Below are 25111 nucleotides of genomic sequence, written 5' to 3' on the forward strand. Positions count from 1 at the left end.
ACAAACCACGTTCACTTTCGCCGCTTACAACCTGACGCGCATGGCGACGATCTTTGGCTGGCGTTTATCGGCGGTGGGTGGATAACTCCGTCCATAGAGTACGGAAAGCGCTAAAAAATGTCAAAAAACGGCCTGAAAAGTGGCTGAAAACTGCTTTTTAGGCAAAATGCGGCTTCCAGCCCGAAAAATTCGCATGTCTGGCGACAAAATCCGAAGGACTGGGGTCCTTTTTCAACACCCTGCTAAGGATGGCGGTAAAGGTGCGATGGAGCTGTACTCGCTTTCGGGTACGCTCATCGAGCGCCATAGGAAGATCAAAGGGGATTATCATCCCTATGATCCGCAATGGGAGGTGTACGGCGAAACCCTCCGACAGGAGCGCATGCTGAAAAGTATGAGCTACCGAAAGGAATGGGCGAAGTTATATTTCGATCAACGCGGCCTGTGCGCTTTGTGTGGGTATGAGATGAACATGGACACTGGATGGCATGACCACCACATGGAGTACCGTGTGATGGGAGGCTCCGACGCCCTTGGAAATCGCGTACTACTTCACCCGAACTGTCATAATCAAGTGCATAATCTGAAATTACAAGTTGTTAAGCCGGTTCCTGTATAGGAATTTTTATTAAGCTTGAGCCGTGTGCGATGAAAGTCGCAAGCACGGTTCTTAGGGGGGAGGGGTTCTGGTAACAGGCCCTTCCTACCCTCCTCCATGCTGAGCCCGTGCAGGGTATTGTTTCCGTATGCTTAAAGTCGACCTGCATTGTCATTCGAATATCTCCGACGGCGTGCTCGCGCCCGCTGCCGTGGCTGCGCACGCTTGCCGCGCCGGCGTCGACGTGTGGGCGCTGACGGACCACGATGAAGTGTCCGGTGTCGCCGCCGCCCGCGCGGCCGCGCTGGAGCTGGGGATGCGCTTCGTGGCCGGCGTGGAAATATCCATCACCTGGGCCGGCCAGACCGTGCACATCGTGGGCTTGCAAGTCGATGAAAACAATCGGGGCCTCGTGCAGGGCTTGCAGCAGACACGCTCCGGGCGCGACGCGCGCGGCCGCGAAATCGCCCGCCAACTGGACCTGGCCGGCATCCCCGACGCCTATGAAGGGGCCTTGAAATTTGTCGGCAACCCGGATCTGATGTCGCGCACGCATTTTGCCCGCTACATCGTGGAAATGGGGAAATGTGCGAATATCCCCGACGTGTTCAAGAAATACCTGTCGGAAGGCAAGCCGGGTTATGTCGAGCACCGCTGGGCCACCCTGGCCGAGGCGGTGGGCTGGATACGCGGCGCGGGCGGCGTGGCCGTCATCGCCCATCCGGGCCGCTACCGCTTCAGCGACATGGCGCAAGGCGTGCTGTTCGATGAATTCAAGCAGCTTGGCGGCGTGGCCATCGAAGTCGTCACGGGCAGCCACAGTCCGGACCAGTATCCCGAATACGCGCAGCTGGCCAACGCCTACGGCTTCCTCGCCTCGCGCGGCACGGATTTCCATGCGCCGGGCGAGTCGCGCGTGGATTTTGCCAAGCTGCCGCCGCTGCCTGCCAACGTGACCCCGATCTGGCACGACTGGTTTTAAGGCACGGCTGGCCTGCGCCTGCCGCGCGGGGCTTGAAAAGTCGCGATCCCATACTTATCTTTTAGCTATTTCTGTTTTCCGGAGTCATCGTCCATGAAACGTATCGTCCTTTTCATTGTCACCAACCTGGCCGTGATGCTGGTGCTGTCGCTCGTGCTCAGCTTGCTGGGCGTGGGCAATCCGGCGCGGGGCAGCACCCTGAACCTGGGTAGCCTGCTGGTGTTTTCGCTGGTGGTGGGCTTCACGGGGTCGATCTTTTCGCTGTTGATCAGCAAAGCGATGGCCAAGTGGAGCACGGGCGCGCGCGTGATCGATAACCCGACCTCGTCGACGGAGTTGTGGCTGGTCAATACCGTGCGCGCACTGTCCGAGCGGGCCGGCATCGGCATGCCGGAAGTGGCCGTGTATGAAGGCGACGCGAATGCCTTCGCCACGGGCGCCTTCAAAAATTCGGCGCTGGTGGCCGTCTCGACGGGTTTGCTGCAAAGCATGAACCGCGATGAAGTCGAAGCCGTGCTGGGCCACGAAATCGCCCACGTCGCCAATGGCGATATGGTGACGCTCACCTTGATCCAGGGCGTGGTGAATACCTTTGTCGTCTTCATGGCCCGCGTGGTGGGTTTCTTTGTCGACAATGTGCTGCTGAAAAATAACAACCGCGAAGGCGGCGGACGCGGCATCGGCTATTTCGTCACCGTCATGGTGTGCGAAGTCATCTTCGGCTTGCTCGCTTCCATCATCGTGGCCTGGTTCTCGCGCCAGCGCGAATTCCGCGCCGACGCCGGTTCGGCCAAGCTCCTGGGCAGCCCGACGCCGATGCTGCATGCGCTGGCCCGTCTGGGCGGCGTACCGCCGGGCGAACTGCCCCAATCGATGCAGGCGCTGGGCATCAGCGGCGGCAATGGCGGCTGGGGCGCGTTGTTTGCCACCCATCCGCCTCTCGAACAACGTATTGCCGCGCTGCGCGGCGTACAATAATACTAACTTCACAAGCTGGTTCGCCAGAACGCTTACACATGAGTCAATTTTTTCATATTCACCCGGAAAATCCGCAATTGCGCCTGATCAAGCAGGCGGCGCAAATCATCCAGTCCGGCGGCGTGGTGGCCTTGCCCACCGATTCTTGCTATGCGCTGGTGTGTCAGCTCGACGACAAGGGCGCCGTCGAGCGCCTGCGCCGCATCCGTGGCGTGGATGAAAAGCACCATCTGACCTTGCTGTGCCGCGACTTGAGCGAGCTGGGCGTGTATGCCCGCGTCGATAACCGCCAGTTCCGCCTGCTCAAGGCGGCCACGCCGGGCGCCTACACCTTCATCCTGGAAGCGACCAAGGAAGTGCCGCGCCGCCTCAGCCATCCTTCGCGCAAGACCATCGGCCTGCGCGTGCCGCAGCATCGCATCGTGCAATGCCTGCTGGAAGAGCTGGGCCAGCCGCTGCTGGGCGCCACCCTGACCCTGCCCGGCGACGAAGACAGCTTGACGGATGCCGACACCATCCGCGAACGCCTGGAAAAACTGGTCGACCTGATCATCGATGGCGGCGTTTGCGCGCACGGACCCAGCACCGTGATCGACCTGACGGGGGCGGAACCGGAAGTGGTACGCTTGGGGCGCGGCGACCCGGCCGTGCTGGGCTTGTAGGCGCTGGCGCAGGGCGCGGGATTTACCTATCTTTAATGGCAACATAAGAAAGGGGCTGGGACGCCTCTGGTAGAATCGCGGTCATGAGCGATTTCAATACGATAGTCCAGACCGTTGCGGTGTACCTGGTGCCGGTGCTGTTTGCCATTTCCCTGCATGAGGCGGCGCACGGCTACGCCGCCCGCTATTTCGGCGACCCCACGGCCTCGAACGAGGGCAGGCTGAGCCTCAATCCCATCCGGCATATCGATCCTTTCGGCACGATCTTGCTGCCCTTGATACTGTATTTCACGATCCAAGTGCCGTTTGGCTATGCCAAGCCGGTGCCCGTCGATTTCAGCCGCCTGCGCAATCCGAAGAAGCAGATGGCCTGGGTAGCGTTTGCCGGGCCTGGCGCGAATTTTCTCATGGGCCTGGGCTGGATGATCGCCTTTGTCGTCCTCAGCATCCTGCCGCCGACGGAAATGGGCATGTTTTTCCGCAAGATGGCCGGTGCCGGCGTCAGCGTGAATGCGGCCATGTTTGTCTTTAACCTGATTCCCGTGCCGCCCCTCGACGGCGGACGCATCATGACTGGTTTGCTGCCGATGCAACTGGCGCGTCCTTACGCCAGCATCGAGCGCTACAGCCTGTATGTGTTCGGCGCCCTGGTGCTGCTGATGTACACGGGCATACTGAACCGCGCCTTGCTGGCGGCGATCGAATTTGTCATTGGCATTTTTGTCACCCTGGTCACGCCCCTGACGGCGCTATTGACTTGATGCACGCAACTGGATGGACGCAAATAATTGATGGAAGTACCGATGCAAGTAACTGAACCAACAATAGAAACTGAAGCGATTTCCGGCTGGCTGCGCCGCTGGGCGCCCCTGATCCCGGGTGGCGAAGTGCTGGACCTGGCCTGCGGCGCCGGCCGCCATGCGCGCCACCTGGTGAGCCTGGGCCACCCCGTGATCGCGCTCGACCATGATCCGGAAATGCTGGAAAAGGCGACCGGCACGGGCATCACCACCTCGCTGGTGGACCTGGAAGCGCCGGGCGCCGTGTGGCCCTTCGCCCCCGGCCGCTTTGCCGGCATCGTCGTCAGCAATTATCTGCACCGGCCCCTGCTGGAAGCCATGGTGGCCAGCCTGGCGCCCGATGGCGTGCTGCTGTATGAGACCTTCGCCGAGGGTAACGAGCAGTTCGGCAAGCCGTCGAATCCGAAATTCCTGCTGCAGGAAGGCGAAATGCTGAGCTGGGCGGTGCAGCACGGCTTGCGTGTGGTAGCGTACGAGGATGGGCGCGTGGAGCAGCCAAAAGCTGCTCTGGTGCAACGGATTTGTGCCGTCCGGCCGGATTTTCCACGGTTGGCAGCCCTGCTGCCGACGTTTTGAGCGGCCATACTATGTCAGAATGCACCACAGGCGCGGGCTATCCGCTACAATCGTTGTTTTATTTATCGGCGCTATAAACTTACTATGATCAAGGGCAGCATTGTAGCAATTGTCACCCCGATGCACGCAGACGGCAGTCTGGACTTTCCAGGTCTGCGCAAGCTGATCGACTGGCATATCGCCGAGGGTACGGACGGCATCGTCATCGTTGGCACGACGGGCGAATCGGCAACAGTCAGCGTGGAAGAACACTGCGAACTGATCCAGTTGACCGTCGAACATGCCAAGGGACGCATTCCTATCATCGCCGGCGCCGGAGGCAACTCCACGGCCGAGGCCATCAAACTGACGCGTTACGCAAAAGAAGCGGGTGCCGATGCTGTCCTGCAAGTGGTGCCGTACTACAACCGTCCTACCCAGGAAGGCATGTACCAGCATTTCAAGTCCATCGCCGAAGCCGTCGACATTCCCGTCATCCTGTACAACGTGCCGGGCCGCACGGTCGCCGACATGAGCAACGAGACCATCGTGCGCCTGTCCGCCATCCCGAATATCGTCGGCGTGAAAGATGCGACCGGCAATATCGGCCGTGGCATCGACCTGCTGCGCCTCGTGCCGGCCGACTTTGCCGTGTACTCGGGCGACGATCCGACGGCCATGGCGCTGATGTTCTGCGGCGGCCACGGCAACATCTCCGTGACGGCCAACGTGGCGCCGCGCGCCATGCACGAACTGTGCGTCGCGGCCATGGCGGGCGAGCGTGCCACGGCCATCGCCATCAATAACAAAGTTTTTCCTCTGCACCAGAAATTGTTTGTCGAGCCCAACCCGGTGCCCGTCAAATGGGCGCTGGCCGAAATGGGCCTGATGCCGGCTGGCATACGCTTGCCACTGGTGCCACTGGCTGAAAATTGCCATGCTACCGTGCGCGATGCCTTGCGCGACGCCGGCATCCTGTCTTAAGGCCTAACTTCAAGCCCGGACTCGACCAGTCCGGACCTTCCCTGACTCCAGCTGCTACTTAGCTTCTTATCCAGTTACGACATGACTAATTGCAAGAAAAACCAATCGGCGCCTGCCACCATCGCCGTCCGCGGCATCGTCATCGGCGCCATCGCAGCCAGCCTCGCGGGCTGCGGCATGATCAGTTCGGTAGTCGGCGGCGACAAGGTCGACTACAAGTCGGTCAAGAAAGCCGGCACACTGGACGTGCCGCCTGACCTGACGCAATTGCAGCAGGACAACCGCTACTCCCTGCCGGATGCGAAAAACGGCGTGGCCACGGCTTCCGGCTACAACGCGCAGCGCAATGCCACGGCCGGTACGCCCGTCGTCGTTGGCGCCGACGGCGTGGTCGGTGTCGTGCCGGTCACGGCCGGTGGCGTGAAGGTCGAGCGCGCGGGCAACCAGCGCTGGCTGGTCGTCAAGCAGTCGCCTGAAGTGCTGTGGCCGCAACTCAAGCAGTTCTGGGAAGATTCCGGCTTTACCGTCGCCATCGACCAGCCGACGGCTGGCATCATGGAAACCGAGTGGAACGAAAACCGCGCCAAGCTGCCGCAGGACTTTATCCGCAACACCATCGGCAAGGCCTTCGATTCGATGTACTCGACGGGTGAAAAAGACAAGTTCCGCACCCGCGTGGAGCGCGTGGCCGACGGTTCAACCGAGATCTACATCAGCCACCGTGGCGTGGAAGAGGTGGTCACGGGCCGCGACAAGGAAACCACCACCTGGACCGCGCGTCCCAACGATCCGGGCCTGGAAGCGCAATTCCTGGCCAAGCTGATGACGCGCCTGGGCGCGGCCAGCGATGAAGCGCAAGCGAAGACGGCCGTCGACGCCGCCATCGTGCAACCGCTGCACGCCAAGCTGGTGGGCGACGCCGCCACGCCGGCGCGCGGCATCGAAGTCGATGAAGGCTTCGACCGCGCCTGGCGCCGTGTCGGCCTGGCGCTGGACCGCGTCGGCTTTACGGTGGAAGACCGCGACCGCACGCAAGGCACGTATTTCGTGCGCTACGTCGATCCTGATGCCGTCAAGAAAGATGGTTTCTTCTCGAAACTGTTCAGCTGGGGTTCGTCGTCCGACAAGGACAAGGAAGCGCAGCGCTACCGCGTACTGGTCAAGGCCGGCAGTGGCGCCAGCAGCATGGTCAGCATCCTCAGCAACGAAGGCCAGCCCGATACATCGCCCGTGGCCGAGAAGATACTGGGTCTGCTGAACGAGCAGTTGAAATAAGCAGCAAGTCAGCGGCAGGTTTCAAAACTTGCCGTGCAATAAAAAAGCTGGCCCGGGAAACCGGGTCAGCTTTTTTATTGCCTGCGTCCATAGTTTTATCCGGCGGATAAAACGGTGGACGCAAAAAAGCCGGCCCGAAGGCCGGCTTTCTCTAGTGCAGGGTGCTAAATTACTTAGCAGCCGATGCAGCAGCCGAAGCAGCCGAAGCAGCGTCGGTAGCGGCCGAAGCGGCAGCCGAAGCAGCAGCAGCAGCGTCGGTAGCGGCCGAAGCAGCAGCGTCAGCAGCAGCAACTGGAGCAGCTTCAACTACTGGTGCTGCTGCTGGGGTTTCAACTACTGGTGCTGGTGCAGGAGCTTCTTCTTTTTTGCTGCAAGCAGCCAGAGCAACAACCATCAGGGAGGCGATCAGCAGGGATTTTTTCATTTGTTTTCCTTAATTATTTCAAAAAATAAATCAATATTGTTGCGATGAATAATTACCGGTAATTATCGCTCGTTAGGTCGTCTTCGAAGGCTTTTCGTACCAGGTGGTGCCTGCCAGACAACGGAAACTTCCTAACCGAATATTATAGCGATTTTTGGTGCGTCGCAATAGGAGCAAGAGGCAAATTCGCAACTATTTTGTGATATCGCAATATTTGCCGAAGCAAATTGCAAGCAAGTGTAAGCGATTTGCGAAAGCGCGACAAAACGATATAAAAATAATATGTTTCATTGCGCCAGCGCAGATGCTGTCATTTCACTTGTTGTTATACCACTTTGCTACGCCACGATCATTCAGGCCAGTTCGATCCAGCCATCCTGATACCAGGTATATAAGGCATCCATCACGTCATCGGAAGCCTGGGCCACGGCGGCGCCATCGAGCGCGCGTTCGTTGGCCAGGGTTTCCAGGGCCGTTTTATCGGCCTTGCCAATGGCAAACGATTCGCCATTGATGAAGACATTCTTGCCACGATACAGCATCAGCGTCTTGCGCGACAACACAATGCCCTTTTTCTGTGCGGCATCCGCGAATCGGCCCACCGTCAGCGGCTTGGACAGCGGCGTGAAAAACACATTGTGCTTCGGTTCCGACAGGTGTTCGCCCAGGAAGATGGTCACGTCTTCTTCCGTGAAGCGCACCTTGTTGATTTCTTCCGTGATGGTGCTGAGCATTTCACGGGGGATTTCCGCCGGTTTGCCCGACGCTTTCAAGTCGGGATCGCTGTAAATGCCCGGCAAGTCGATCGAGTCGGCCATGAATTGCAGGAAGGCTTCGCCCAGTTCCTGGAACGTGGGTGAGCGAAAGCCGATCGAATACGTCTGGCAATCGCCGATGGCCACGCCGTCGTGCGCGTAGTGGGGCGGCAGGTACAGCATGTCGCCCGGTTCCAGCGTGAATTCTTCGTCGGGCGTGAAATTGCTGAGGATTTTCAGCGGCAAGCCGTCGATCAGGCTCAGGTCTTTCTGCGCGCCGATGCGCCAGTGGCGCTTGCCCTGGCCTTGCAGCAGGAACACGTCGTAGGAATCGAAATGCGGGCCCACGCCGCCGCCATCGGTGGCGAAGCTGACCATCAAGTCGTCAAGGCGCGCGTCCGGCAGGAAGCGGAACTGGCGCAGCAGGGCATCGGCCTTGGCGCTGTGCAGGTTGGCGCCCTGCACCAGCAAGGTCCATTCCTTCTGTTTCAGCGAGGGCAGGCTGGTCAGCGGGCCTTGCTGCATGTTCCAGTGGCCATCCGCATGGCTGACCAGGCGCGACTCGACGTGATCGAGGGTGGCCAGTTCGGCCAGGGCCTTGAAATCGAACAGCGCCTTGAAGCCAGGCACGGCTTGACGGATCAACAAGGGTTTTTTATGCCAGTAGTCGCGCAGGAATTGCGCTGGCGTGATATCGCCGAGGAGAGTTAATTTTTTCATGCGCCCATTATAACAACCGGAAATGCAGGAATGCGCCTGCCGTTGGCGGCGTGAAGGTATAATTTGCCAGCTTATACAATGAAAGGAAGCATAATGAAGATTGCCAAAAATACGGTCGTGACTGTCAACTACAAACTGTCAGACGCGCAAGACAATCTGATCGAAGACGGCCGTCAGCCGATGGTCTACCTGCACGGTGATTATGAAAACACCCTGCCGAAGATCGAAGAAGAGCTCGACGGCAAGGAAGTTGGCTATTCCAACACGATCCAGATCGAACCGGATGATGCTTTCGGTGAATACGATCCAGCCCTGGTGAAGGTCGAGCCGCGCAATCGCTTGCCTGAGCCGCTGGAAGTGGGCATGCAGTTCGAAGGCATGCCGGAAAGCGATTCGCCGGACGAAGAAGCGATGATCTTCACGGTCACCGATATCGCCGACGACAAAGTCGTACTGGATGGCAACCATCCACTGGCCGGCATCGCGCTGCGCTTCTCGCTGACCGTCGCTGACGTACGCGAAGCCACCGACGAAGAAATCGCCCATGGCCACGTGCATGGCGCCCACGGCCATGACCATGGCGATGAAGATGATGAAGGCGACGGCGAAGAGGGCGACCACTTCCGCACGCATCCTATCCACTAATCTGGAGACGCCTGACCAAACCTACTGCGCGGCGCGCTTTGCTGCCGGCGATGCTCACCGTACTAGAGTACGGTTGCGCTTCTCGGCCACAAATCACTGCCGCTCGCTACGGTTTTGTCAGGCGTCGTGACGTCTGTTGTTTGTTAGATAAAGGCTGGCTTTGCGTCAGCCTTTTTATCTATTGCGGCGCATGTTTATCGTCGCACAGTCGACGCCTTGGCTCTTGCCTGCGCCGATGGCCGCGTAGCCCGTTGACGTACCTCAAAGAATGGCGTCTTGCCTGGCCGTACGGCGATGGCGGACCAGTCGTTGTCGATGCTGACGTGGCCCAGGTTGCCTTTCCAACGGATTTTTGGCCCATCGGCGCTGGCTGCGGCCTTCTTGCTCTTGCCTTCCTTGCCGTCCGCTTCGACAGTGCGCTGGGTATCGACCAACAAGACCTTGCCGCTGAATTTCTTCGCCAGGGTGCGGATCTGCTTGCGCGGTCCGGCAAAGCCATCCTGTTTCGAGCTGAAGCTGGGCAGCAGCGAATTGTCGTCTTCGTTCAGCACGCCCGCATCGCCATCGGAAAACAGCACGATGCCGTCGAGCTTCTTGCGCTGCGCCATGGAGAACAGGCGCTGCAGCCAGGAGCGGTTGGCCACCAGGCGGTCTTCGAATTCGCTGTTGCGTCCCGCTTCTGGCAGGAAATGGTTGTTATTCGCGGGCAGGTTGACGGTGGCGAACAGCACGCCGCCGTATTCCCAGTGGGCATTTTCCGCATAGCTGCGGAACTTCGCCGTCGATGACAGCCGCGACAGGGTCAGCTTGCGCTGGCCCAGGCTCTGGTTGTCGGCAAAATACACGTCGCGCAAGCGGTTCAGGCGCTCGATGGCGTTGACCCTGCCGCGCGAATTGCGGCAGTTGGCCCAGTCGCTGGCCGACAGCGAGACGATCAGCGGCGGCCCGCTGGCGTCCAGCACGTCTTTGCGCTGGCTGTACAGCTTGTCGCTGCAGGACTCGCTGGCGGCCTTGATGCCGGTGGCCACCACGAACGAGGCATTGAAGGCGCTCGTTTCCGCGATGGCTTTTTTCAGGGGGCCGTCGTCCGGTCCCGCGTTGAAGGAATGGCCCAGCACGGCAAACTCGAAGCCGGCTTGGTCGCCCGGGGCGGCCAGCGCAACTTGCCATGGCAGGCTGGCGACCAGCAGGCCGGCAGCGAGCAGGCGTAGGCTAGCGATGCTGCGCCGCATGGTCATGCGGCGGCCAGCCGTTTCAACTGATACAACTGCTCCAGCGCGTCGCGCGGCGTGAGCGCATCGGGATCGAGCTCGGCGATGGCGTCGAGCAAGGCTTGCTGCGCCGCGTTCAGCGCGGCCAGCGGCGCCGCCGCGTCCTCTTCTTCCTCCTGCGCATACGGATCGGCGGAGGGCAGCGCGAACAGGTCGCGCTGCGGCGTGGCGTCGAGCGCCTGCGCTTCCAGGCGCGCCAGGTGCTTGCGCGCGGCCTTGATCACGGGCTGCGGCACGCCCGCCAGTTGCGCCACCTGCAAGCCGTAGCTTTGCGAGGCGGGACCGGCTTGCACGGCGTGCAGGAAGACAATGCTGTCCTTGTGTTCGACGGCGGACAAATGCACGTTGGCGGCGCTCGGGTGACTGTCCGGCAATTGTGTCAGCTCGAAGTAGTGCGTGGCAAACAGGGTGAAACTGCGGCTGCTGTCGATCAGATGGCGCGCGATGGCCCAGGCCAGGGCCAGGCCGTCGAAGGTCGAGGTGCCGCGGCCCACTTCATCCATCAGCACCAGCGAATGCTCGGTGGCGCCGTTCAAAATCGCCGCCGATTCCGTCATTTCCACCATGAAGGTCGAGCGTCCGCCCGCCAGGTCGTCGGTGGCGCCGATGCGCGTGAAGATGCGGTCGATGGGGCCGATGGTGGCGGATGCTGCCGGCACGTAGCTGCCCACGTAGGCCAGCAGGGTGATCAAGGCCACCTGGCGCATGAAGGTCGATTTACCTCCCATGTTCGGACCGGTAATCAAGAGCAGCCGGCGCTCGTTGACGAGACGGCAATCGTTGGCGATGAAGCGTTCGATCTGCTTTTCCACCACGGGGTGGCGGCCTTCGATGATGTTGATGCACGGCTCGTCGACCAGTTGCGGCGCGGCCCAGTTGTGCTGCTGCGCGTGTTCCGTCAGCGCATTCAGGGTGTCGAGCTGTGCCAGGCCCTGCGAAATCGTCTGCAAAGTGCCGATGTGCGGCGCCAGCTCGGCCAGCAGCAGGTCGTACAGCAGTTTTTCGCGCACCAGGGCCTTGTCTTGCGCCGACAAAGCCTTGTCTTCGAATACCTTGAGTTCGGGCGTGATGTAGCGTTCGGCGTTTTTCAGGGTCTGGCGGCGGCGGTAGTCGTCCGGCACCTTGTCCGTCTGGCCGTGCGTGACTTCAATATAGAAGCCATGCACCTTGTTGTATTCGACGCGCAGGTTGGCGATGCCCGTGCGTGCGCGTTCGCGCGTTTCCAGGTCGAGCAGGAACTGGCCCGCGTTTTCCGACAGGGCGCGCAACTCGTCCAGTTCGGCGTCAAAACCCGTGGCGAAGACGCCGCCGTCGCGCACCATGGCAGCCGGTTCCTGCGCCACCGCGCGCACCAGCAACTCCAGGCAGGCGGTCGGTGTTGCCAGCGCCGTGTGGATGGCGGCCAGCAAACCGGTTTCGCCGCCCTGGCCAGGACCATAACAGCGCACGACTTGTTCGCGCAGGGCCGGCAGTTGCAATAAACCGTCGCGCAGAGCGGCCAGGTCGCGCGGACGCGCCGACAGCAGCGCGATGCGTGTGGTGATGCGTTCGATATCGGGTACTTGCGCCAGCGTGGCAGCCAGTGGCCCCGCCGCTTCGCTTTGCGCCAGCGCGGCAATCGCTTCATGGCGCGCGCGCGCCACGTTCTGGTCGCGTCGCGCATGGTGCAGCCAGTGGCGCAGCATGCGCGAACCCATGGCCGTGCGGCAATGATCCAGCAGGGAAAATAAAGTGGGTGATTCCTGGCCGCGGATGGTTTCCGTCAGCTCCAGGTTGCGCCGCGTGGCCGCGTCCAGGCCGATGAATTCGCTTTCCGTTTCCGTCGTCAGGGAGCGCACGTGCTGCAAGCCGCGTCCCTGCGTCGATTGCGCGTAGCGCAGCAGGGCACCAGCCGCACCAAACGCGGCGCCCAGGCCATCGGCGCCAAAACCCGTCAGGGTCGCCACGCCCAGCTGGTCGAGCAGGGCCTTGTGGCCGCCTACCACGTCAAAATGCCAGTCCGGCACGCGGTTGATGTGCGTGCCCGCGTAGTCGTCGAACAGGTTGCCATTGTCGCCGCTCAAGATTTCAGCCGGCACGATGCGCTCCAGCTCCTGCTGCAAGCGCGCCGCCACGGTGCTGCTGTCGCCGGAAAACTCCATCAGTTTCAAGGCACCGCTGGCTAGCGACAGCCAGGCCAGGCCCGTGGTGACCGTCTTGCGCTGCGTGATGCTGCACATGGCCAGCAGCGGGCGCTCGGCCTTTTCGGGCAGCAAGTCCGCATCCGTCAGGGTGCCCGGCGTGACCACGCGCATGACCTTGCGCTCGACGGGGCCCTTGCTGGTGGCCGGGTCGCCAATCTGTTCGCAAATGGCCACCGACTCGCCCAGCTTGACCAGCTTGGCCAGATAGCCATCGAGCGAATGAAACGGCACGCCGCACATCTTGATCGGATTGCCACTGGCCACGCCGCGCGCCGTCAGGGTAATGCCCAGCAGGCGCGAGGCTTTCTCCGCATCCTCGAAAAACAGCTCGTAGAAATCGCCCATCCGGTAGAAGACCAGCATCGTCGGGTGGTTTTCCTTGATGCCTAAATATTGTTGCATCATGGGAGTCAGCTTTTCAGCCGAATTTTTCGTTGCCGCTGCGGCGTTGATTTCTTTTGGGACGGTGGTCATGTGTTCTTTGTCGTTGGTCCGGCGGCAGGAAAGGCATGCCTGCCGGGCTGTGGGTGGTGCTGTGTGCGTTCAAGGCTGCGCTGCCAGGCGAGGCTTGAGTCCAAGGCCGTCATTTTACCGCTTTCGGCAGGCGGGGCGGCGTATTGCGTGCGGGTGTGAAAAAGCCGCGCCGGTGGAGGTGGCGCGGCTTTGGGCGGAGCACTGGCATGGACAAGGGGGAATACATACTCACTGATGGCCGCTATGGTCCTGCTTGATCTCGGTGAAGCGGTTGACTTCTTTCAATCATGACGCAAAATTTGCATTGCTGGACGCGCCATACGAAAGATAGATCAGCCCAGTCCGAAGGTGCCTCCCACTGAGCTCTCTGGATCGAAGGAAAAGACACGCAATTCTGGTTGCCTATTTTCTCCGCGCATGATACGTACAGTGATTACAAAAGACAATTCCCAGCGGCCCTTCGCGTAACCTACGTCAAGATTGTGTTTCCATTGCTGGCGAATGCGGCGCAGAGGCGGCAGGGCAGCGTTTTCCGGCTCATCCAACAATATCTGCGCATCAAAGTCCAGCGGGAAATTGTACGTCGCCCCCACGGCTTGCAGGAATGGTGATGGCGGCGCATAGACTGTAGGGACATCCGGTCCGATTTGTGCCAATTGCGGCACAGTAATGATGCAGCAATCGACGATCTGGAACGATGAAAAACCACTCTCCTTGGACCCGCAGCAATTGACGTCAAGATAAACATGTTGACCTTGCTGGAAATGCACACCACCCATGTACGGACCATGGCGCGGATCGGCCGTGCCGTCGCACGAAGTAAAGCTATAGTCAAGTTGGTTTGTGATTTGATCTACGTCAAAATGCACGGATAATTTCATCCAAGGGCTTACAGGCGTCATGTTTTAGGGTCTCTTTTCATGTTGATAATCAACTGCTGGTAGCGAGCATCTCGCCTGAGGTTCAATAGATCGGGTGCTGTTTCGATCAAATTGAGGGGGTAGCCAAGCCTGGCCGCTTCCAGTAACGCTGTGATTGCTGCATTGCTGTCGCCGATTAATTCGTGTGTCAGCGCGGCCCGGAATTGAATGTCGGGGAGGGCAGGTGCGATGAGGAGCGCTCTCCCGGCCTTGCTCAAGGCCTCTTTTTTTTCGCCAACGTAGGCACAATACAAGGCCATGCGGGAGTTCAGCGTGGCATCGTTCGGCATGCGTGTAAGCAGAGGGGTGAGCAGTTCGATGGCACGTTGGTAGGACTCCTGCGATCCTTTTTGCTGAGCGGGTATCCAGCGTTGTGCATCGGCTAGATTGGCCCATAACTCATAAGAATTCGGATTGCCTTTACCTGAATGGACGGCTTTTTCAAATGCTTGCACGGCACCAAGGTAGTCACCTTTGGCGAACAGCGACGTTCCGAGATTGTTGTATAGCTCCCAATGCGGCTGAAATTGCAAGCCCTGCTGCAAGACTCGCAAGGCTTCATCATTTCGGTTTTGGCGCAGCAGCACGGCATTTAAATATCCGTAGGCAGTTACTGCCTGAGGATCGAGTTCTATACTTTTGCGAAATGCCAGTTCTGCATCGACGTAGTTGCCTTGCCGGTACAGCATTGTTCCTATTAGTAAAGGAAATAATCTTTCACTTGGATACTGGGCGATAGCGGTGTCGAGTACCGATTTTGCAAGGTCAAATTTCTGTGCGCGGATCAACAGGCGTGCTTTGCCAGCGAGCCCCAGCAAATTATGGGGATCAAGGTTCAAGGCCGCAGCCAAAGCTGTTAGTGCTTGCTCTTGCTTTCCTTGAAATTCAAGTACATAAGCGTTGGCGACATGAGCTAGCGCCAACTGGTTATCCAATGCGAGCGCTTGTTGTGCACTGGCATCTGCTCGTTTCAGCCAAGTATCATCGCGGCCGTTCCCTAAATAGCGGAGAGCAAAAGCCAGCGATAGGCCTGCGGAGGCAGCGGCGCTGTTTGGATTGTGCTGAAGCACACTGCTGAAGCGCGCAATCGCCTGCTCCTGGCTACTATCCCTGTCAAATATCCGCAACGCCTCCATCCCCGCCGCCATGCTGGCCATTTCCGAATACGGCGCAGGTGCTTTCTCGCCCGTGACGAACGATTTGACGGCCGGAATGATATTGGGTAGCTGCCATCCCGCCAGTACTGCCAGCAGCGCCACGCCCGCGCCCCATTTCAGGGTGCGCTTGCGGGGCAGGGGCAGGCGGATGGAGACGCTGGCGGGCGGTTCTTCCTTCGTGGGTATCTCGTCCGCAAGGGGCTTGGCCAAGTTGAGCGCTTCCCCGCGCTGCGCACCTATCGCCTCGCGCACATCGCGCATGGTGCGTGGCCGTTCGGCCGGGTCGTGCGCCGTCATCGCGCGCACGAGGGCGTTGATGGTGGGCGGAACGGTTTCCGGCAGATCGGGCCAGGCTTCCGTCGCCTGCATGTGGGCGGCGGCCAGGGCCAGGCCGTTCAGGTGGGCGAAGTGGCGCTGGCCGGCCAGTATTTCGTACAGCATGGCGCCCAGCGCGTAGACGTCGCCGCGCGTGTCGGGCAGGCGGCCCATCAGGCGTTCGGGCGCCATGTAGGCGATCGTGCCCTGCAAGTCGCACAGGGTGGTCGTCTGCGTCGCTTGCGGGTCGATGTGGCGGGCCAGGCCGAAGTCGAGGATGCGCACCTTGCCATGCGCCTCAAGCATCAGGTTCGACGGTTTCAGGTCGCCATGGACCAGGTCCATGGCGTGCGCCTCGTCCATGGCGTCGGCGATCTGGTAGGCGATGTCGAGCGCCGCCTGCAAATCCGCCTTGCCGCCGTGCATGAACTGGCCCAGCGTCTGGCCTTCCACCAGTTCCATGACGATGGACTGGCTCGTGCCCTGGCCCTCGATGGCGAAGATGCGCACGAAGGCGGCATGCTTGAGCGAGGCGGCCAGGCGCGCTTCATTGATGAGTTTTTCCGGATGCAGCACATCGGCTTGCGGTTTCAGCCGCTTCAGCGCCACGCTGCGGCACAGCTTGGCATCCCACGCTTCGAATACATGGCCGAAACCGCCTTCGCCCAGCAAGCGGCGCACTTCATAGTGCCCGCTGATCGTGTCGTCGTGCGACGGGGTCTGACGCAGGGAGTCGAGCAGTTCCATATACCTTGGCTTCAGAGTGCATCAGCGTGGGCATCCAACATCGAGAGGGTCAATGCGATGTTGGTATGCCCAATATGATTGATTTTGAGTAACATCCTGATTTAAAACGATTGTTTCGAATAAGTCAATTAATATTGGCAAGGAGTGAACAAAAGTTGCCATGCCAGCGCCGGGATGGCATTCCTTGCTGATGCATGCAATCTTGTTCAAACTCAACTTTCTTCGTTCCCGCTTCCTTAATAATGCAGACGAGGCTGTACCGGCATGTGCCGATCAGGCGAAGGAGGCTGGCATGGATGAGTTGCTGCAATATTACGAGCGCGAACTGGGCACCTTGCATGCGCACAATCAGGCGTTTGCCCGGCGCTATCCAGCCATCGCCGGCGCGCTGGGCATCGTGGGCGGTGACCTGGGCTCCACCCACGATCCGCACCTGGCGCGCATGCTGCAGGCGTTTGCCATGTTCAATGCGCGCACGGCCAAGCGGCTGGCCGACGGCTTCGGCACTTTCAGCGAAACCTTGCTGGAAGTCAATTTTCCCCATTATTTGCGCCCGTTTCCTGCCTGCGCCATTGCCCGCATCGATAACGACGCGGGCACGGTAACCGAGCTGTCCATGATCCCGCGCGGCACGCTCATGCAGGCGGCCGAGCATCAGGGCGTCACCTGCAAGTTCACCACCGCTTACGATGTCGCCGTGGCGCCGCTGCGCCTGGCTGAGGTGCGCTTCCAGTCCATCTTGGCGGCGCCGCCCGCAGTGCGCCTGCCACCGGATCTGGGGGCGGCGATCAGCATCACGCTTGAAGCGATGGGCGCCACGTGCACGCTGGACGGGCTCCCGCTGTCGATGCTGCGCCTGTTCCTCGATGGCGAGCCTGCGTTTTGCGCCACCTTGCGCGACAGCCTGTTCCTGCGCGTGCGTTGTGCCTATGTGGAGGTCGATGGCGTCTGGCAGGCGCTGGACGCGGTGCCCTTGCATGCGGTCGGCTTTGCCGCCGAGGATGCCTTGCTGCCGGCCATGGCCGCCTCGCATCCCGCTTACCGCTTGCTGGGCGAATGGTTTGCCTTTCCGGATAAATTCAATTTCGTCGACCTGGACCTGGCTGCGCTGCGCCCGTTGTTGCCGCCGGCCTGCCGGCGCTGCACCGTGCACCTGCTGCTGGCCGAGGTGCAGGCCGATACGGATATCGCGCGCATCCTGCGGCCCCTGTCCGCCAGGCATCTGGTGACGGGATGCACACCCGTCGTCAACCTGTTTCGCCAGGCGGCCAATCCCTTTCGCCTGACGCACACGAGCGCCGAGCATGTGCTGCTGCCATCGGTGCGGCAGGCGCATTGCTACGATATTTACAAGGTCGATAGCGTGCAGGTGCTCAGTGAAACGCAGAGCGGTGGCGCACTCGATGCGTTTCACCCCTTCTATTCGATGCGCCATGGTGAAGCGGGCGGGCGCCAGGGGCGCTACTGGGTGACGCGGCGCGACGAAGACATGGCGTTGAGCCATCCCGGCTACGACATGCGTATCGCCTTTGTCGACGGCGCCATGCAGCCGCTGCACGACGCGACGCAAACGGTGTCCATCATGCTGACCTGCAGTAACCGCGACTTGCCAAGCCGTTTGGTGTTCGGCAATGCCACGGGTGATTTGCACCATGACGGCGTGGCCAGCGCCTTGCCGGTGCGCCTGCTGCGCAAACCCGGCGCGCCGTGCCGCTTCCCGTCGGGTGCGGCATCGCACTGGCGGCTGATCGCGCAATTGTCCCTGAACCATCAGTCGTTGAATGAACAGGGCTTGCCGCTCTTCAAGCAAATACTCGAGCTGTACAACTTGCCCGGTTCGGCCAGCGCGGCGCGCCAGATCGCGGGCATGACCGGATTGCGCCAGCGCGCCGCCAGCACCTGGCTGCACGATGAGGCGGGCGGCAGCCTGATCTTCGGCATCGACGCCCTGCTGTTCGTCGATGAGGAAGCCTATGTCGGCAGCGGCTTGCATGCCTTTGCCCAGGTGATCGAACGCTTTCTCGGGCTGTATGTGCACCTGGCCTCGTTTACCCGCCTGATCGTCTTGTCGCAGAAGACTGGAAAGGAGTTGCTGTGCTGCCTGCCACGCAATGGAAACCAGACGCTGGTGTAGTCGCGCGCCTGATTGCTGATCCGTCCGGCACCGGCTTCTTTCAGGCGGTGCGCCTGCTATCTGCCTGGCTGATGCAGCAGGGCATTTCGCAGGAGCAGGTGTTTGAGCATTACCTGCGCCTGCATGGCAGCGCATCGCTGTCGTTCGCGCCGGGCGAAATCGAACAGCTGTGGCTGGAGCAGGAAGCAGATGGCGATACGCAGGTGCATCTGCAGGCGGCCATGCTGGGTTTTTTAGGCGTGCATGGCAGCTTGCCGCTGCATTACACGGAAACGCTGGACCGCCACGAGCGGCAGACGGGCGATGGCGGTGCCCGTGCCTGGCTCGATACGCTCTCGCACCGCGCGCTGGCCTTGTTTTATCAAGCCTGGGCCCGCTACCGTATCGAATGCCAGCAAGACGCCGACGGCGGCGATTTCCTGCCCTTGCAACTGGCCCTCGCGGGTGCCTGGCCTGGCGAGGTGGCCAAGTTGACGGATGGCTTGCCTGCGCATGTGCTGGCCCATTACGCGGCCTTGTTGCGGCATCGGCCCGTGTCGGCCGACGTGATGCAGGCGCTGCTGGCCGAATATTTTGGCGTGCCCGTGCATATGCAGCGTTTTATTGGCGCCTGGTTCCGGCGTGCGCCGCAAGAGCGTAGCTTGCTGGCTACCGCGCATGCCAGGCTGGGGCAGGGCGCCATGCTGGGCGAGCGCTGCCGGCGCGCCGACTTGCGCCTGCGCCTGGTGCTGGGGCCGCTGGCGCGTCGCACCTACGAGGATTTTTTGCCCGGCCGGCCCGGTGCGCTGGCCCTGCGTCAGATGCTGGGCCTGTTTGGCTTGCCTGGCATGCGTTTTGAGATACGCCTGGTGCTACGCCGGGAAGACGTGCGCACCTGCGTCCTGGGCATGGGCGCCTGCCTGGCGGAAGATGCCTTTTTGGCCGACAAGTTACCGGCCCGTGAGCGTGACGACATGCATTACGACATGCGATTCGATGGTTCCGCCTGAGACCGCCTTGAATGATGGACCCCGCTGACTGTTGGAAGGAAGAAAATCATGGAAAACTTCGCGCAATGGCTGGCCGTGGACAAGGTCTTGACCGCCGGCAATCGCGCCTTGCGGCTGCGCCTCGCTTACCCGGAAGGCATCAATGAGGATGTCTTGCTGCCGCAGCGCATCAGCGGCAGCGAGGCCATCTGCAGCGGGATCGAGTACCGCATCCTGTGCGTGGCCACCGAGGCGCAGTTGCCGCTGAAACAGTTCATCGCCGTGCCAGCCGAATTGCAGATCGTGACCGACCAGGGACAGTTGCGCAGGGTCTGCGGCATCGTCGCCGAAGCGAGCGCGGGGCAAAGCGATGGCGGCCTGGCCACTTATCAGCTGCTGCTGCGCGACGGCCTGGCCTTGATGGAAAAGCGCATCAACACGCGCGTGTTTCGCAATAAAAATGAGTTGCAGATCGTCCAGCTCTTGTTTGACGAATGGCGGCAGGGCAATAGCGTACTCGCCGCCAGCCTGGATTTGGTCATCGATGCGGCGCTGGCGGCGCGCAGCTTGCCCGTGCGCGAATGCACGATGCAGCACAATGAATCCGATGCCGTCTTTATCCGCCGCCTGCTTCGGCGCCGCGGCATTGCCTGGTGTTTCCAGGCGGGAGCGCCCGCCAGCGCGAACGCCGCAGACGTGCCCGTGCATGCGCTGCTGCTGTTCGACGACGCCGGCCGCCTGGCGCAAAACGCGGCCGGCATGGTGCGCTATCACCGCGATGACGCCACCGAGGAAAGGGATACCGTGACGGCCTGGAGCGCCGTGCGCCGCTTGCAAGCGGGAAAGTCCGAACGCTACAGCTGGGACGATGGTCACCCGCACAGCCCGCAGTTCATGGCCACGCAGTCACACGGCGGCGTGGATCAGGGCAGCCAAGGCAATCGCCTGGCAGCCAGTCTCGACGACTATATCTTGGAGCCGCCGCTGGCCGCTGGCAGCAATGACGCATTGCGGCAACTGGGCCAGCTGGCGATGGCGCGTCACGATATGGACAGCAAGTGTTTCCAGGGAGAAGGCTGCGTGCGCGACTTTTGCGCGGGCCAATGGTTCAGCCTGGAAGGCCATGCCGACATCGACAGCCACCCGGTTCCCGAGCGCAGTTTCGTCATCACGGCCTTGAGCGTAGCGGCCAGCAATAACCTGCCGACAGGCCTGGATGCCAGGGTCGGACGCCTGTTTGCACAGAGCGGCTGGCAGTGCGATGCCGGCCTGGCGCAAGGTACAGGCGCCGATGGCCAGCCGGCCTTGCGCTACCGCAACCGTTTTACTTGCGTGCGGCGCGGCATCGCCGTCGTGCCTGCGTTTGATCCGCGCAGCGATTTCCCCGTTGTCCGCCTGCAAAGCGCGCTGGTCGTGGGGCCGGCCGGCGAAGAAGTGCATTGCGATGCGCTGGGGCGCGTCAAGGTGCGTTTTGGCGCCACGCGTGCGCCGGACCACGCGCATGCCAATGGTTCCGGGGCTTCCGATACGGAGCGCGATTCGGCCTGGGTGCGCGTGGCATCGAGCTGGACCGGCAATGGCCCGGGTAGCGGCAAACAATGCGGCACCTTGAGTTTGCCGCGCATCGGCGCGGAAGTGCTGATCGATTTTCTTGGCGGCGACCCGGACCGGCCCATCATCGTCGGCCAGCTATACAACGCCGTGGGCGCACCGCCCGGCCTGAGCAGCCGCGGCGCCTTGCCGGGCAACCGTTATCTGACCGGCATGCGCAGCCGCGAAGTACGCGGTGGACGGGGCAACCAGCTGTGCTTTGACGATACGCCGTCGCAAATCAGCGCGCAACTGGCCAGCGACCAGGCGGCCACGCAATTGAACCTCGGCTATCTGACCGAGCCGTGCAGTGACGGGGCCGGGCGGCAGCGCGGCGACGGCTTCGAGTTGCGCAGCGACGCCAGCGGCAGCGTGCGCACGGCCCGCTCGCTGCTGATTTCGGCCTGGAAACAGCTGGGCGCCAGCGGCAAGCAACTCGACAGCAGCGAGCATGCCGCCGTGATGAAAGAGTGCCTGGAATTATTTACCTCCCTGGGCGAGTTTGCCGCGCAGCACCAGGCGCTGGCGCTGGACGCGGCCGGTAGCAAGGCGCTGGGGGCGGCCATTGCCGCCGACCAGCCCGCCGTCAGCATCACGGCGCCCGAGGGCGTGGCGCTGAGTACCCCCAAAACCATCGCCGGCAACGCGGGCGCGAATATCGACCTGGTGGCCCAGCAGCATATGCAACTGAGCGCGGCCCAGCGCTGCAACGTCAACGCGGGCAAGGGCATTTCCCTGTTCGCGCATAAGGACGGCATCGTGCAGGTGGCACATTTCGGTAAATTTTTGCTGCAAAGCCAGCACGACCTGCTGCAGGCGGACGCCGCCAAGGACATCCGCCTGACAGCGGGCACCCGCCTGGTCGGCATGGCGCAGGATGAAATCACCTTCATGACGGCGGGCGGCGCCTACCTGAAACTGTCCGGTGGCGCGGTGGAACTGGGCGGCCCGGGCGCGCTGACGGTCAAAACCGACGGTCACCACTGGAATGGCCCGGGCAGCATGAAGGCGGAACTGCCCACCTTCGGCGAAGGTGAACTGGGTCGCGTGCCGCGCTTGCTGCGTCCCACCGATGGCTTGCCCGTCGAAGGTGTGGAAGTGCACATCGAGCGCGACGGCGACAGCCCCATGACGGGCGTTAGCGGCGCCGACGGGCGCGGGCCGAAGGTGGAAACCGATCACCTGCAGCGGCTGAAGGGATTTTTCTTCCGCCGCCGTTCCTGAAACCCGATATCGGAGACCACGCCATGCTGTTCGATCCTCACCCGCCGCTGTGCGACGACCCCGCAATCGATATTCTCGGTCAGTTCTCCTGCAGCGCCAATTTCCAGAGCAGCGACCGGGACACGCTGCAACAGTTGCCGCTGCCCGGCGTCATTATCTTCGTGCACGGCGTCAATTCCGATGGCGAGTGGTACGCGGCGGCGGAAGACGGCCTGTGCAATGGCCTCAACCAGCGCCTCAAGCGCAACTGCGAGCACATCATGCATCACGGCGTGGAAGGCGGCGAACTGACAGCGGTCAATTATGGCGCCGAGATCACGGCCGAAGGCTTTCTCCATCCGGAAATGTCGGCCGATACCTTGATCCGCGATGCCGGCACTTTTTCTCCCGTGATCCGCTTTCGCTGGGGCTACAAGGCTTCCGGCGAAGAACTGCAAAAGTATGGGAAGGGCATCTACCTGAACGAACAGGATTACTGGGGCGGCGGGCCGTTTGCCAATGGCTGCAGCGTGCTGGCGGACTTGTGGAAGGAAGGGCTGAGCGAGGATTTATTCTTGTGGAACACCATCCAGCACATGAATCCTTTTCCGGAACGGCAAGTGTACAGTTGCCCGCCGCGCCCGTATTTTGTGCTGGCAGCCTATCGTCTGGCCAGGCTGGTCGAAGCCATCCGCCAGCAGCAGGCCGACGCGCCCGTCACCATCGTGTGCCATAGCCAGGGCACGATGGTGGCGATGGCGGCCGCCTTTCTGGGCGCGCGCCTGCCCATGGTGAAGGACAATTTTCCCTGCGTGGCCGACAACTATGTCATTTGCAATTCGCCGTACAGCCTGGCGAAAAGCAATAGCGCCGAGAACTGGGTGGCCGGCAATCTGCGTGCGGCGGACGACAGCACGGGCAGGGTGACGGTGCAGGCGCGCATCGCCACCTTGAAAAACTTCTTTGCCATCATCGGCCAGCGCGCCAGCCTGGGCGAGGCGCAGACAGACGAGGAAATCGACCGCTGCATGGCCAACCTGCAGCACGGTTTCTCCGCCGCCAAAGATCGTGAACAATACGGGATTGCCGGCGCCGCGCGGGGCGGCAAGAAATCATCATATGGCCGGGTCACCATCTATTGCAATCCGCACGATGTGGTGGTGTCGTCCGTCGCCATAGAGGGCATCGGCTGGCGTGGTCTGTCGGGTTCGTTGCAAGCGGACAGCAAGGACGGCGGCGAGCTGGCTGCCACCGATGCCGCAGGCGTGTGCGTGCAGCGCGTGTTTGCCCAGGGGTTTGAGGTGGGTAAGCAGGGCAGCTATCACTACTGGAGCGATCACTGGCGCAAGCCTGCACCGGGCGGCAAGGACTTCTGGTTTCCGGCGCAGAAATATGCGTCGTATTCCATTAAACAAGGCGTCGAGGCCAGCCAGGGCGCCTTTTCCACCATCCTGACGGTGGGATTGGCGCCTTTGTTTATCGTGGCAACGGGCCTGGCCCGCAGCCCTTGCAATGCCTCGCCCCACAAAGACTGGAAAATCGAACTGAGTGCACCCAACCTGCTGCCGCCCTTCAAGCCGCAGTCCTTGCGCTTTGGCCAGACCAGCGATGCATTCGACGAAGGCTACGCCCCGCCCGGCGAATCGCGTCAGGCCGGCAAGCAGCGCGCGCCCGGCGACGATCTCCTTGCCGATCATGAGATTCCGCCCGGCGGCCTGCAGGGGCAGGCGGGGAAAAGTGTAGCCAAACGCATGGACAGCGCCAGGGGCACGGCCGATGACGAGGCGCGCCTGCGATTCGAGCAGCGCGCGGTGATACGTGCGCAGGCCGTACGGGAAGGGAAAAGTCCGGCAGGCCAAAAAGTGCAGCAGGAAATGCCCAACGCCACGCCCGACGCCGACTACCTGCAATGGCGCAGCACTCGGATAGAGGAAATGATGTCCAGCCAGGCGGGCGCCTACGCCACCGACCATTCCACCATCATGACCAACCCCATGCACGCAGAGCGGGCGCTTGCGTATGACGTGGCGGTGGGCGTGTGCCGCATCAAGCCGGACCAGCTGCGCAAGTTGAGGGTGGCGGCGGATTGGCGGTTGTTGAAGGCGCTTGATGATAGTGACTCTGCAAAGACTTTTAAAGAGTACTTTGCCAAAGCGACACGTAACAAGATGACTGCCTCAGTGTGGGTAAAAGAGTCTGAAGAAGCCAGTCTTCCTGAAAAAATTATCGACATACGTGAAAACCCTGCGCGGGATCCCCGGCCTACGTCTGGAGAACTGGCTCACGATTGATGTCATGCGATTTACCGGTTTGTATAGAGCAGATCCTTCTGCAACAGCCTTTTTATAGATGGAGCATTGAGCATGTTCAAAACTATTTTTCTTTATGTGTCCCTAGGATTTCTGGTCGTATTCCTGCTGGCCGCTTGTTCACATTTGCGTTCGTCGCCTGCTACCTTGAGCAGTACCGTTAGTGCTGTACCTGAGGTTAATAAGCGGCCTTACATGGCTCAAGTAGTTGGCTTGCAATGGCTTAATCCACTACAGCGGAAGGACTATCCGACGCAATGGCAATTGCTGTGGACTTTGGGGCTGGCACAACCAAATCCGAACGATGAGATGGTCAGGGAAAAGCCTGAAAAATAGGGGGTGTACTGAATTCTGTGTAAACGGTTTTTCGTTTAAGTCTGCGGTACCCGGTCTTCAAACTGGATGGCGAAGCGGTTCAGTGCCGCTTTCCAGTCCCGTATTGGCATCGTCCACTTCTTGCTA

Annotated in this window: 18 protein-coding genes and 2 pseudogenes; 14 read left to right on the forward strand and 6 right to left on the reverse strand. The window is 61.1% G+C overall.

What is annotated here, in order from left to right; genetic code table 11:
* Nucleotides 1–244: 244 nt before the first annotated feature.
* From CSZ94_RS23065 to bamC, 8 genes and pseudogenes are all read left to right on the forward strand, one after another.
* Nucleotides 245–619 (forward strand): annotated as a pseudogene (locus CSZ94_RS23065) (HNH endonuclease signature motif containing protein); the annotation flags it as partial.
* A gap of 127 nt (nucleotides 620–746) precedes the next feature.
* Entirely contained in the window at nucleotides 747–1580 is an 834-nt protein-coding gene (locus CSZ94_RS23070) for a 3',5'-nucleoside bisphosphate phosphatase (RefSeq protein WP_102123662.1), read from the forward strand.
* A gap of 93 nt (nucleotides 1581–1673) precedes the next feature.
* Nucleotides 1674–2558, forward strand: a complete 885-nt coding sequence (gene htpX / locus CSZ94_RS23075) for a protease HtpX (protein ID WP_102123663.1) — start codon at nucleotides 1674–1676, stop codon at nucleotides 2556–2558.
* 38 nt (nucleotides 2559–2596) lie between these two features.
* Entirely contained in the window at nucleotides 2597–3220 is a 624-nt protein-coding gene (locus CSZ94_RS23080; RefSeq protein WP_102123664.1) for an L-threonylcarbamoyladenylate synthase, read from the forward strand.
* Between the two features lie 83 nt (nucleotides 3221–3303).
* A complete protein-coding gene (locus tag CSZ94_RS23085; protein ID WP_102123665.1) occupies nucleotides 3304–3981 on the forward strand; it encodes a site-2 protease family protein in 678 nt (225 codons plus the stop codon).
* Nucleotides 3982–4023: 42 nt separating this feature from the next.
* On the forward strand, nucleotides 4024–4596 hold the full coding sequence (locus CSZ94_RS23090; protein ID WP_102123666.1) for a class I SAM-dependent methyltransferase: 573 nt from the start codon (nucleotides 4024–4026) through the stop codon (nucleotides 4594–4596).
* Between the two features lie 84 nt (nucleotides 4597–4680).
* Nucleotides 4681–5559 carry a 4-hydroxy-tetrahydrodipicolinate synthase gene (gene dapA, locus CSZ94_RS23095; RefSeq protein WP_102123667.1) on the forward strand — a complete coding sequence of 293 codons (879 nt, stop codon included), beginning with the start codon at nucleotides 4681–4683 and terminating at the stop codon, nucleotides 5557–5559.
* An 81-nt stretch (nucleotides 5560–5640) separates the two neighbouring features.
* A complete protein-coding gene (bamC, locus tag CSZ94_RS23100; RefSeq protein WP_102123668.1) occupies nucleotides 5641–6834 on the forward strand; it encodes an outer membrane protein assembly factor BamC in 1194 nt (397 codons plus the stop codon).
* A gap of 169 nt (nucleotides 6835–7003) precedes the next feature.
* On the opposite strand, the gene CSZ94_RS23105 is transcribed toward bamC, so the two are convergent.
* Together CSZ94_RS23105 and CSZ94_RS23110 are read right to left on the reverse strand one after the other, a co-directional pair.
* Nucleotides 7004–7258 (reverse strand): hypothetical protein, encoded by a 255-nt coding sequence (locus tag CSZ94_RS23105; protein ID WP_102123669.1) that lies wholly within the window; start codon nucleotides 7256–7258, stop codon nucleotides 7004–7006.
* A 353-nt stretch (nucleotides 7259–7611) separates the two neighbouring features.
* On the reverse strand, nucleotides 7612–8733 hold the full coding sequence (locus CSZ94_RS23110) for a ribosomal protein uL16 3-hydroxylase (RefSeq protein ID WP_102123670.1): 1122 nt from the start codon (nucleotides 8731–8733) through the stop codon (nucleotides 7612–7614).
* A gap of 93 nt (nucleotides 8734–8826) precedes the next feature.
* Between CSZ94_RS23110 and CSZ94_RS23115 the strand changes: the two genes are divergently transcribed.
* Complete coding sequence (locus tag CSZ94_RS23115; protein ID WP_102123671.1) at nucleotides 8827–9378, forward strand: FKBP-type peptidyl-prolyl cis-trans isomerase; 552 nt, start codon at nucleotides 8827–8829, stop codon at nucleotides 9376–9378.
* 194 nt (nucleotides 9379–9572) lie between these two features.
* Here CSZ94_RS23115 and CSZ94_RS23120 read toward each other — a convergent pair whose 3' ends face one another.
* The 4 genes from CSZ94_RS23120 to CSZ94_RS23135 all read right to left on the reverse strand — a co-directional run bounded on the left by CSZ94_RS23120 (nucleotide 9573) and on the right by CSZ94_RS23135 (nucleotide 16445).
* Nucleotides 9573–10616, reverse strand: coding sequence for a hypothetical protein (locus tag CSZ94_RS23120; RefSeq protein WP_102123672.1), 1044 nt, complete (start codon nucleotides 10614–10616; stop codon nucleotides 9573–9575).
* A complete protein-coding gene (gene mutS, locus CSZ94_RS23125) occupies nucleotides 10613–13306 on the reverse strand; it encodes a DNA mismatch repair protein MutS (protein ID WP_102123673.1) in 2694 nt (897 codons plus the stop codon). Before mutS ends, CSZ94_RS23120 begins: the two co-directional genes overlap by 4 nt.
* Before the next feature lie 332 nt (nucleotides 13307–13638).
* On the reverse strand, nucleotides 13639–14208 hold the full coding sequence (locus tag CSZ94_RS27745; protein WP_146009882.1) for a hypothetical protein: 570 nt from the start codon (nucleotides 14206–14208) through the stop codon (nucleotides 13639–13641).
* Nucleotides 14205–16445, reverse strand: coding sequence for a serine/threonine-protein kinase (locus CSZ94_RS23135; RefSeq protein ID WP_102123675.1), 2241 nt, complete (start codon nucleotides 16443–16445; stop codon nucleotides 14205–14207). The genes CSZ94_RS27745 and CSZ94_RS23135 overlap by 4 nt, the downstream gene beginning before the upstream one ends.
* Nucleotides 16446–16737: 292 nt before the next feature.
* Here CSZ94_RS23135 and tssF point away from each other — a divergent pair, with 292 nt between their 5' ends.
* The 5 genes and pseudogenes from tssF to CSZ94_RS23160 all read left to right on the forward strand — a co-directional run.
* Nucleotides 16738–18579 carry a type VI secretion system baseplate subunit TssF gene (gene tssF / locus CSZ94_RS23140; protein ID WP_102123676.1) on the forward strand — a complete coding sequence of 614 codons (1842 nt, stop codon included), beginning with the start codon at nucleotides 16738–16740 and terminating at the stop codon, nucleotides 18577–18579.
* Nucleotides 18540–19568 (forward strand): type VI secretion system baseplate subunit TssG, encoded by a 1029-nt coding sequence (tssG, locus tag CSZ94_RS23145; RefSeq protein WP_102123677.1) that lies wholly within the window; start codon nucleotides 18540–18542, stop codon nucleotides 19566–19568. The genes tssF and tssG overlap by 40 nt, the downstream gene beginning before the upstream one ends.
* Before the next feature lie 48 nt (nucleotides 19569–19616).
* A complete protein-coding gene (locus CSZ94_RS23150; protein ID WP_102123678.1) occupies nucleotides 19617–22361 on the forward strand; it encodes a type VI secretion system Vgr family protein in 2745 nt (914 codons plus the stop codon).
* A 23-nt stretch (nucleotides 22362–22384) separates the two neighbouring features.
* Complete coding sequence (locus CSZ94_RS23155) at nucleotides 22385–24631, forward strand: T6SS effector phospholipase Tle3 domain-containing protein (RefSeq protein WP_102123679.1); 2247 nt, start codon at nucleotides 22385–22387, stop codon at nucleotides 24629–24631.
* A 165-nt stretch (nucleotides 24632–24796) separates the two neighbouring features.
* Nucleotides 24797–24982: pseudogene (locus tag CSZ94_RS23160) on the forward strand (virulence factor); the annotation flags it as partial.
* Nucleotides 24983–25111: the final 129 nt, after the last annotated feature.

This window comes from Janthinobacterium sp. ROICE36, from assembly GCF_002869965.1.
Classification (GTDB): Bacteria; Pseudomonadota; Gammaproteobacteria; order Burkholderiales; family Burkholderiaceae_D; genus Janthinobacterium.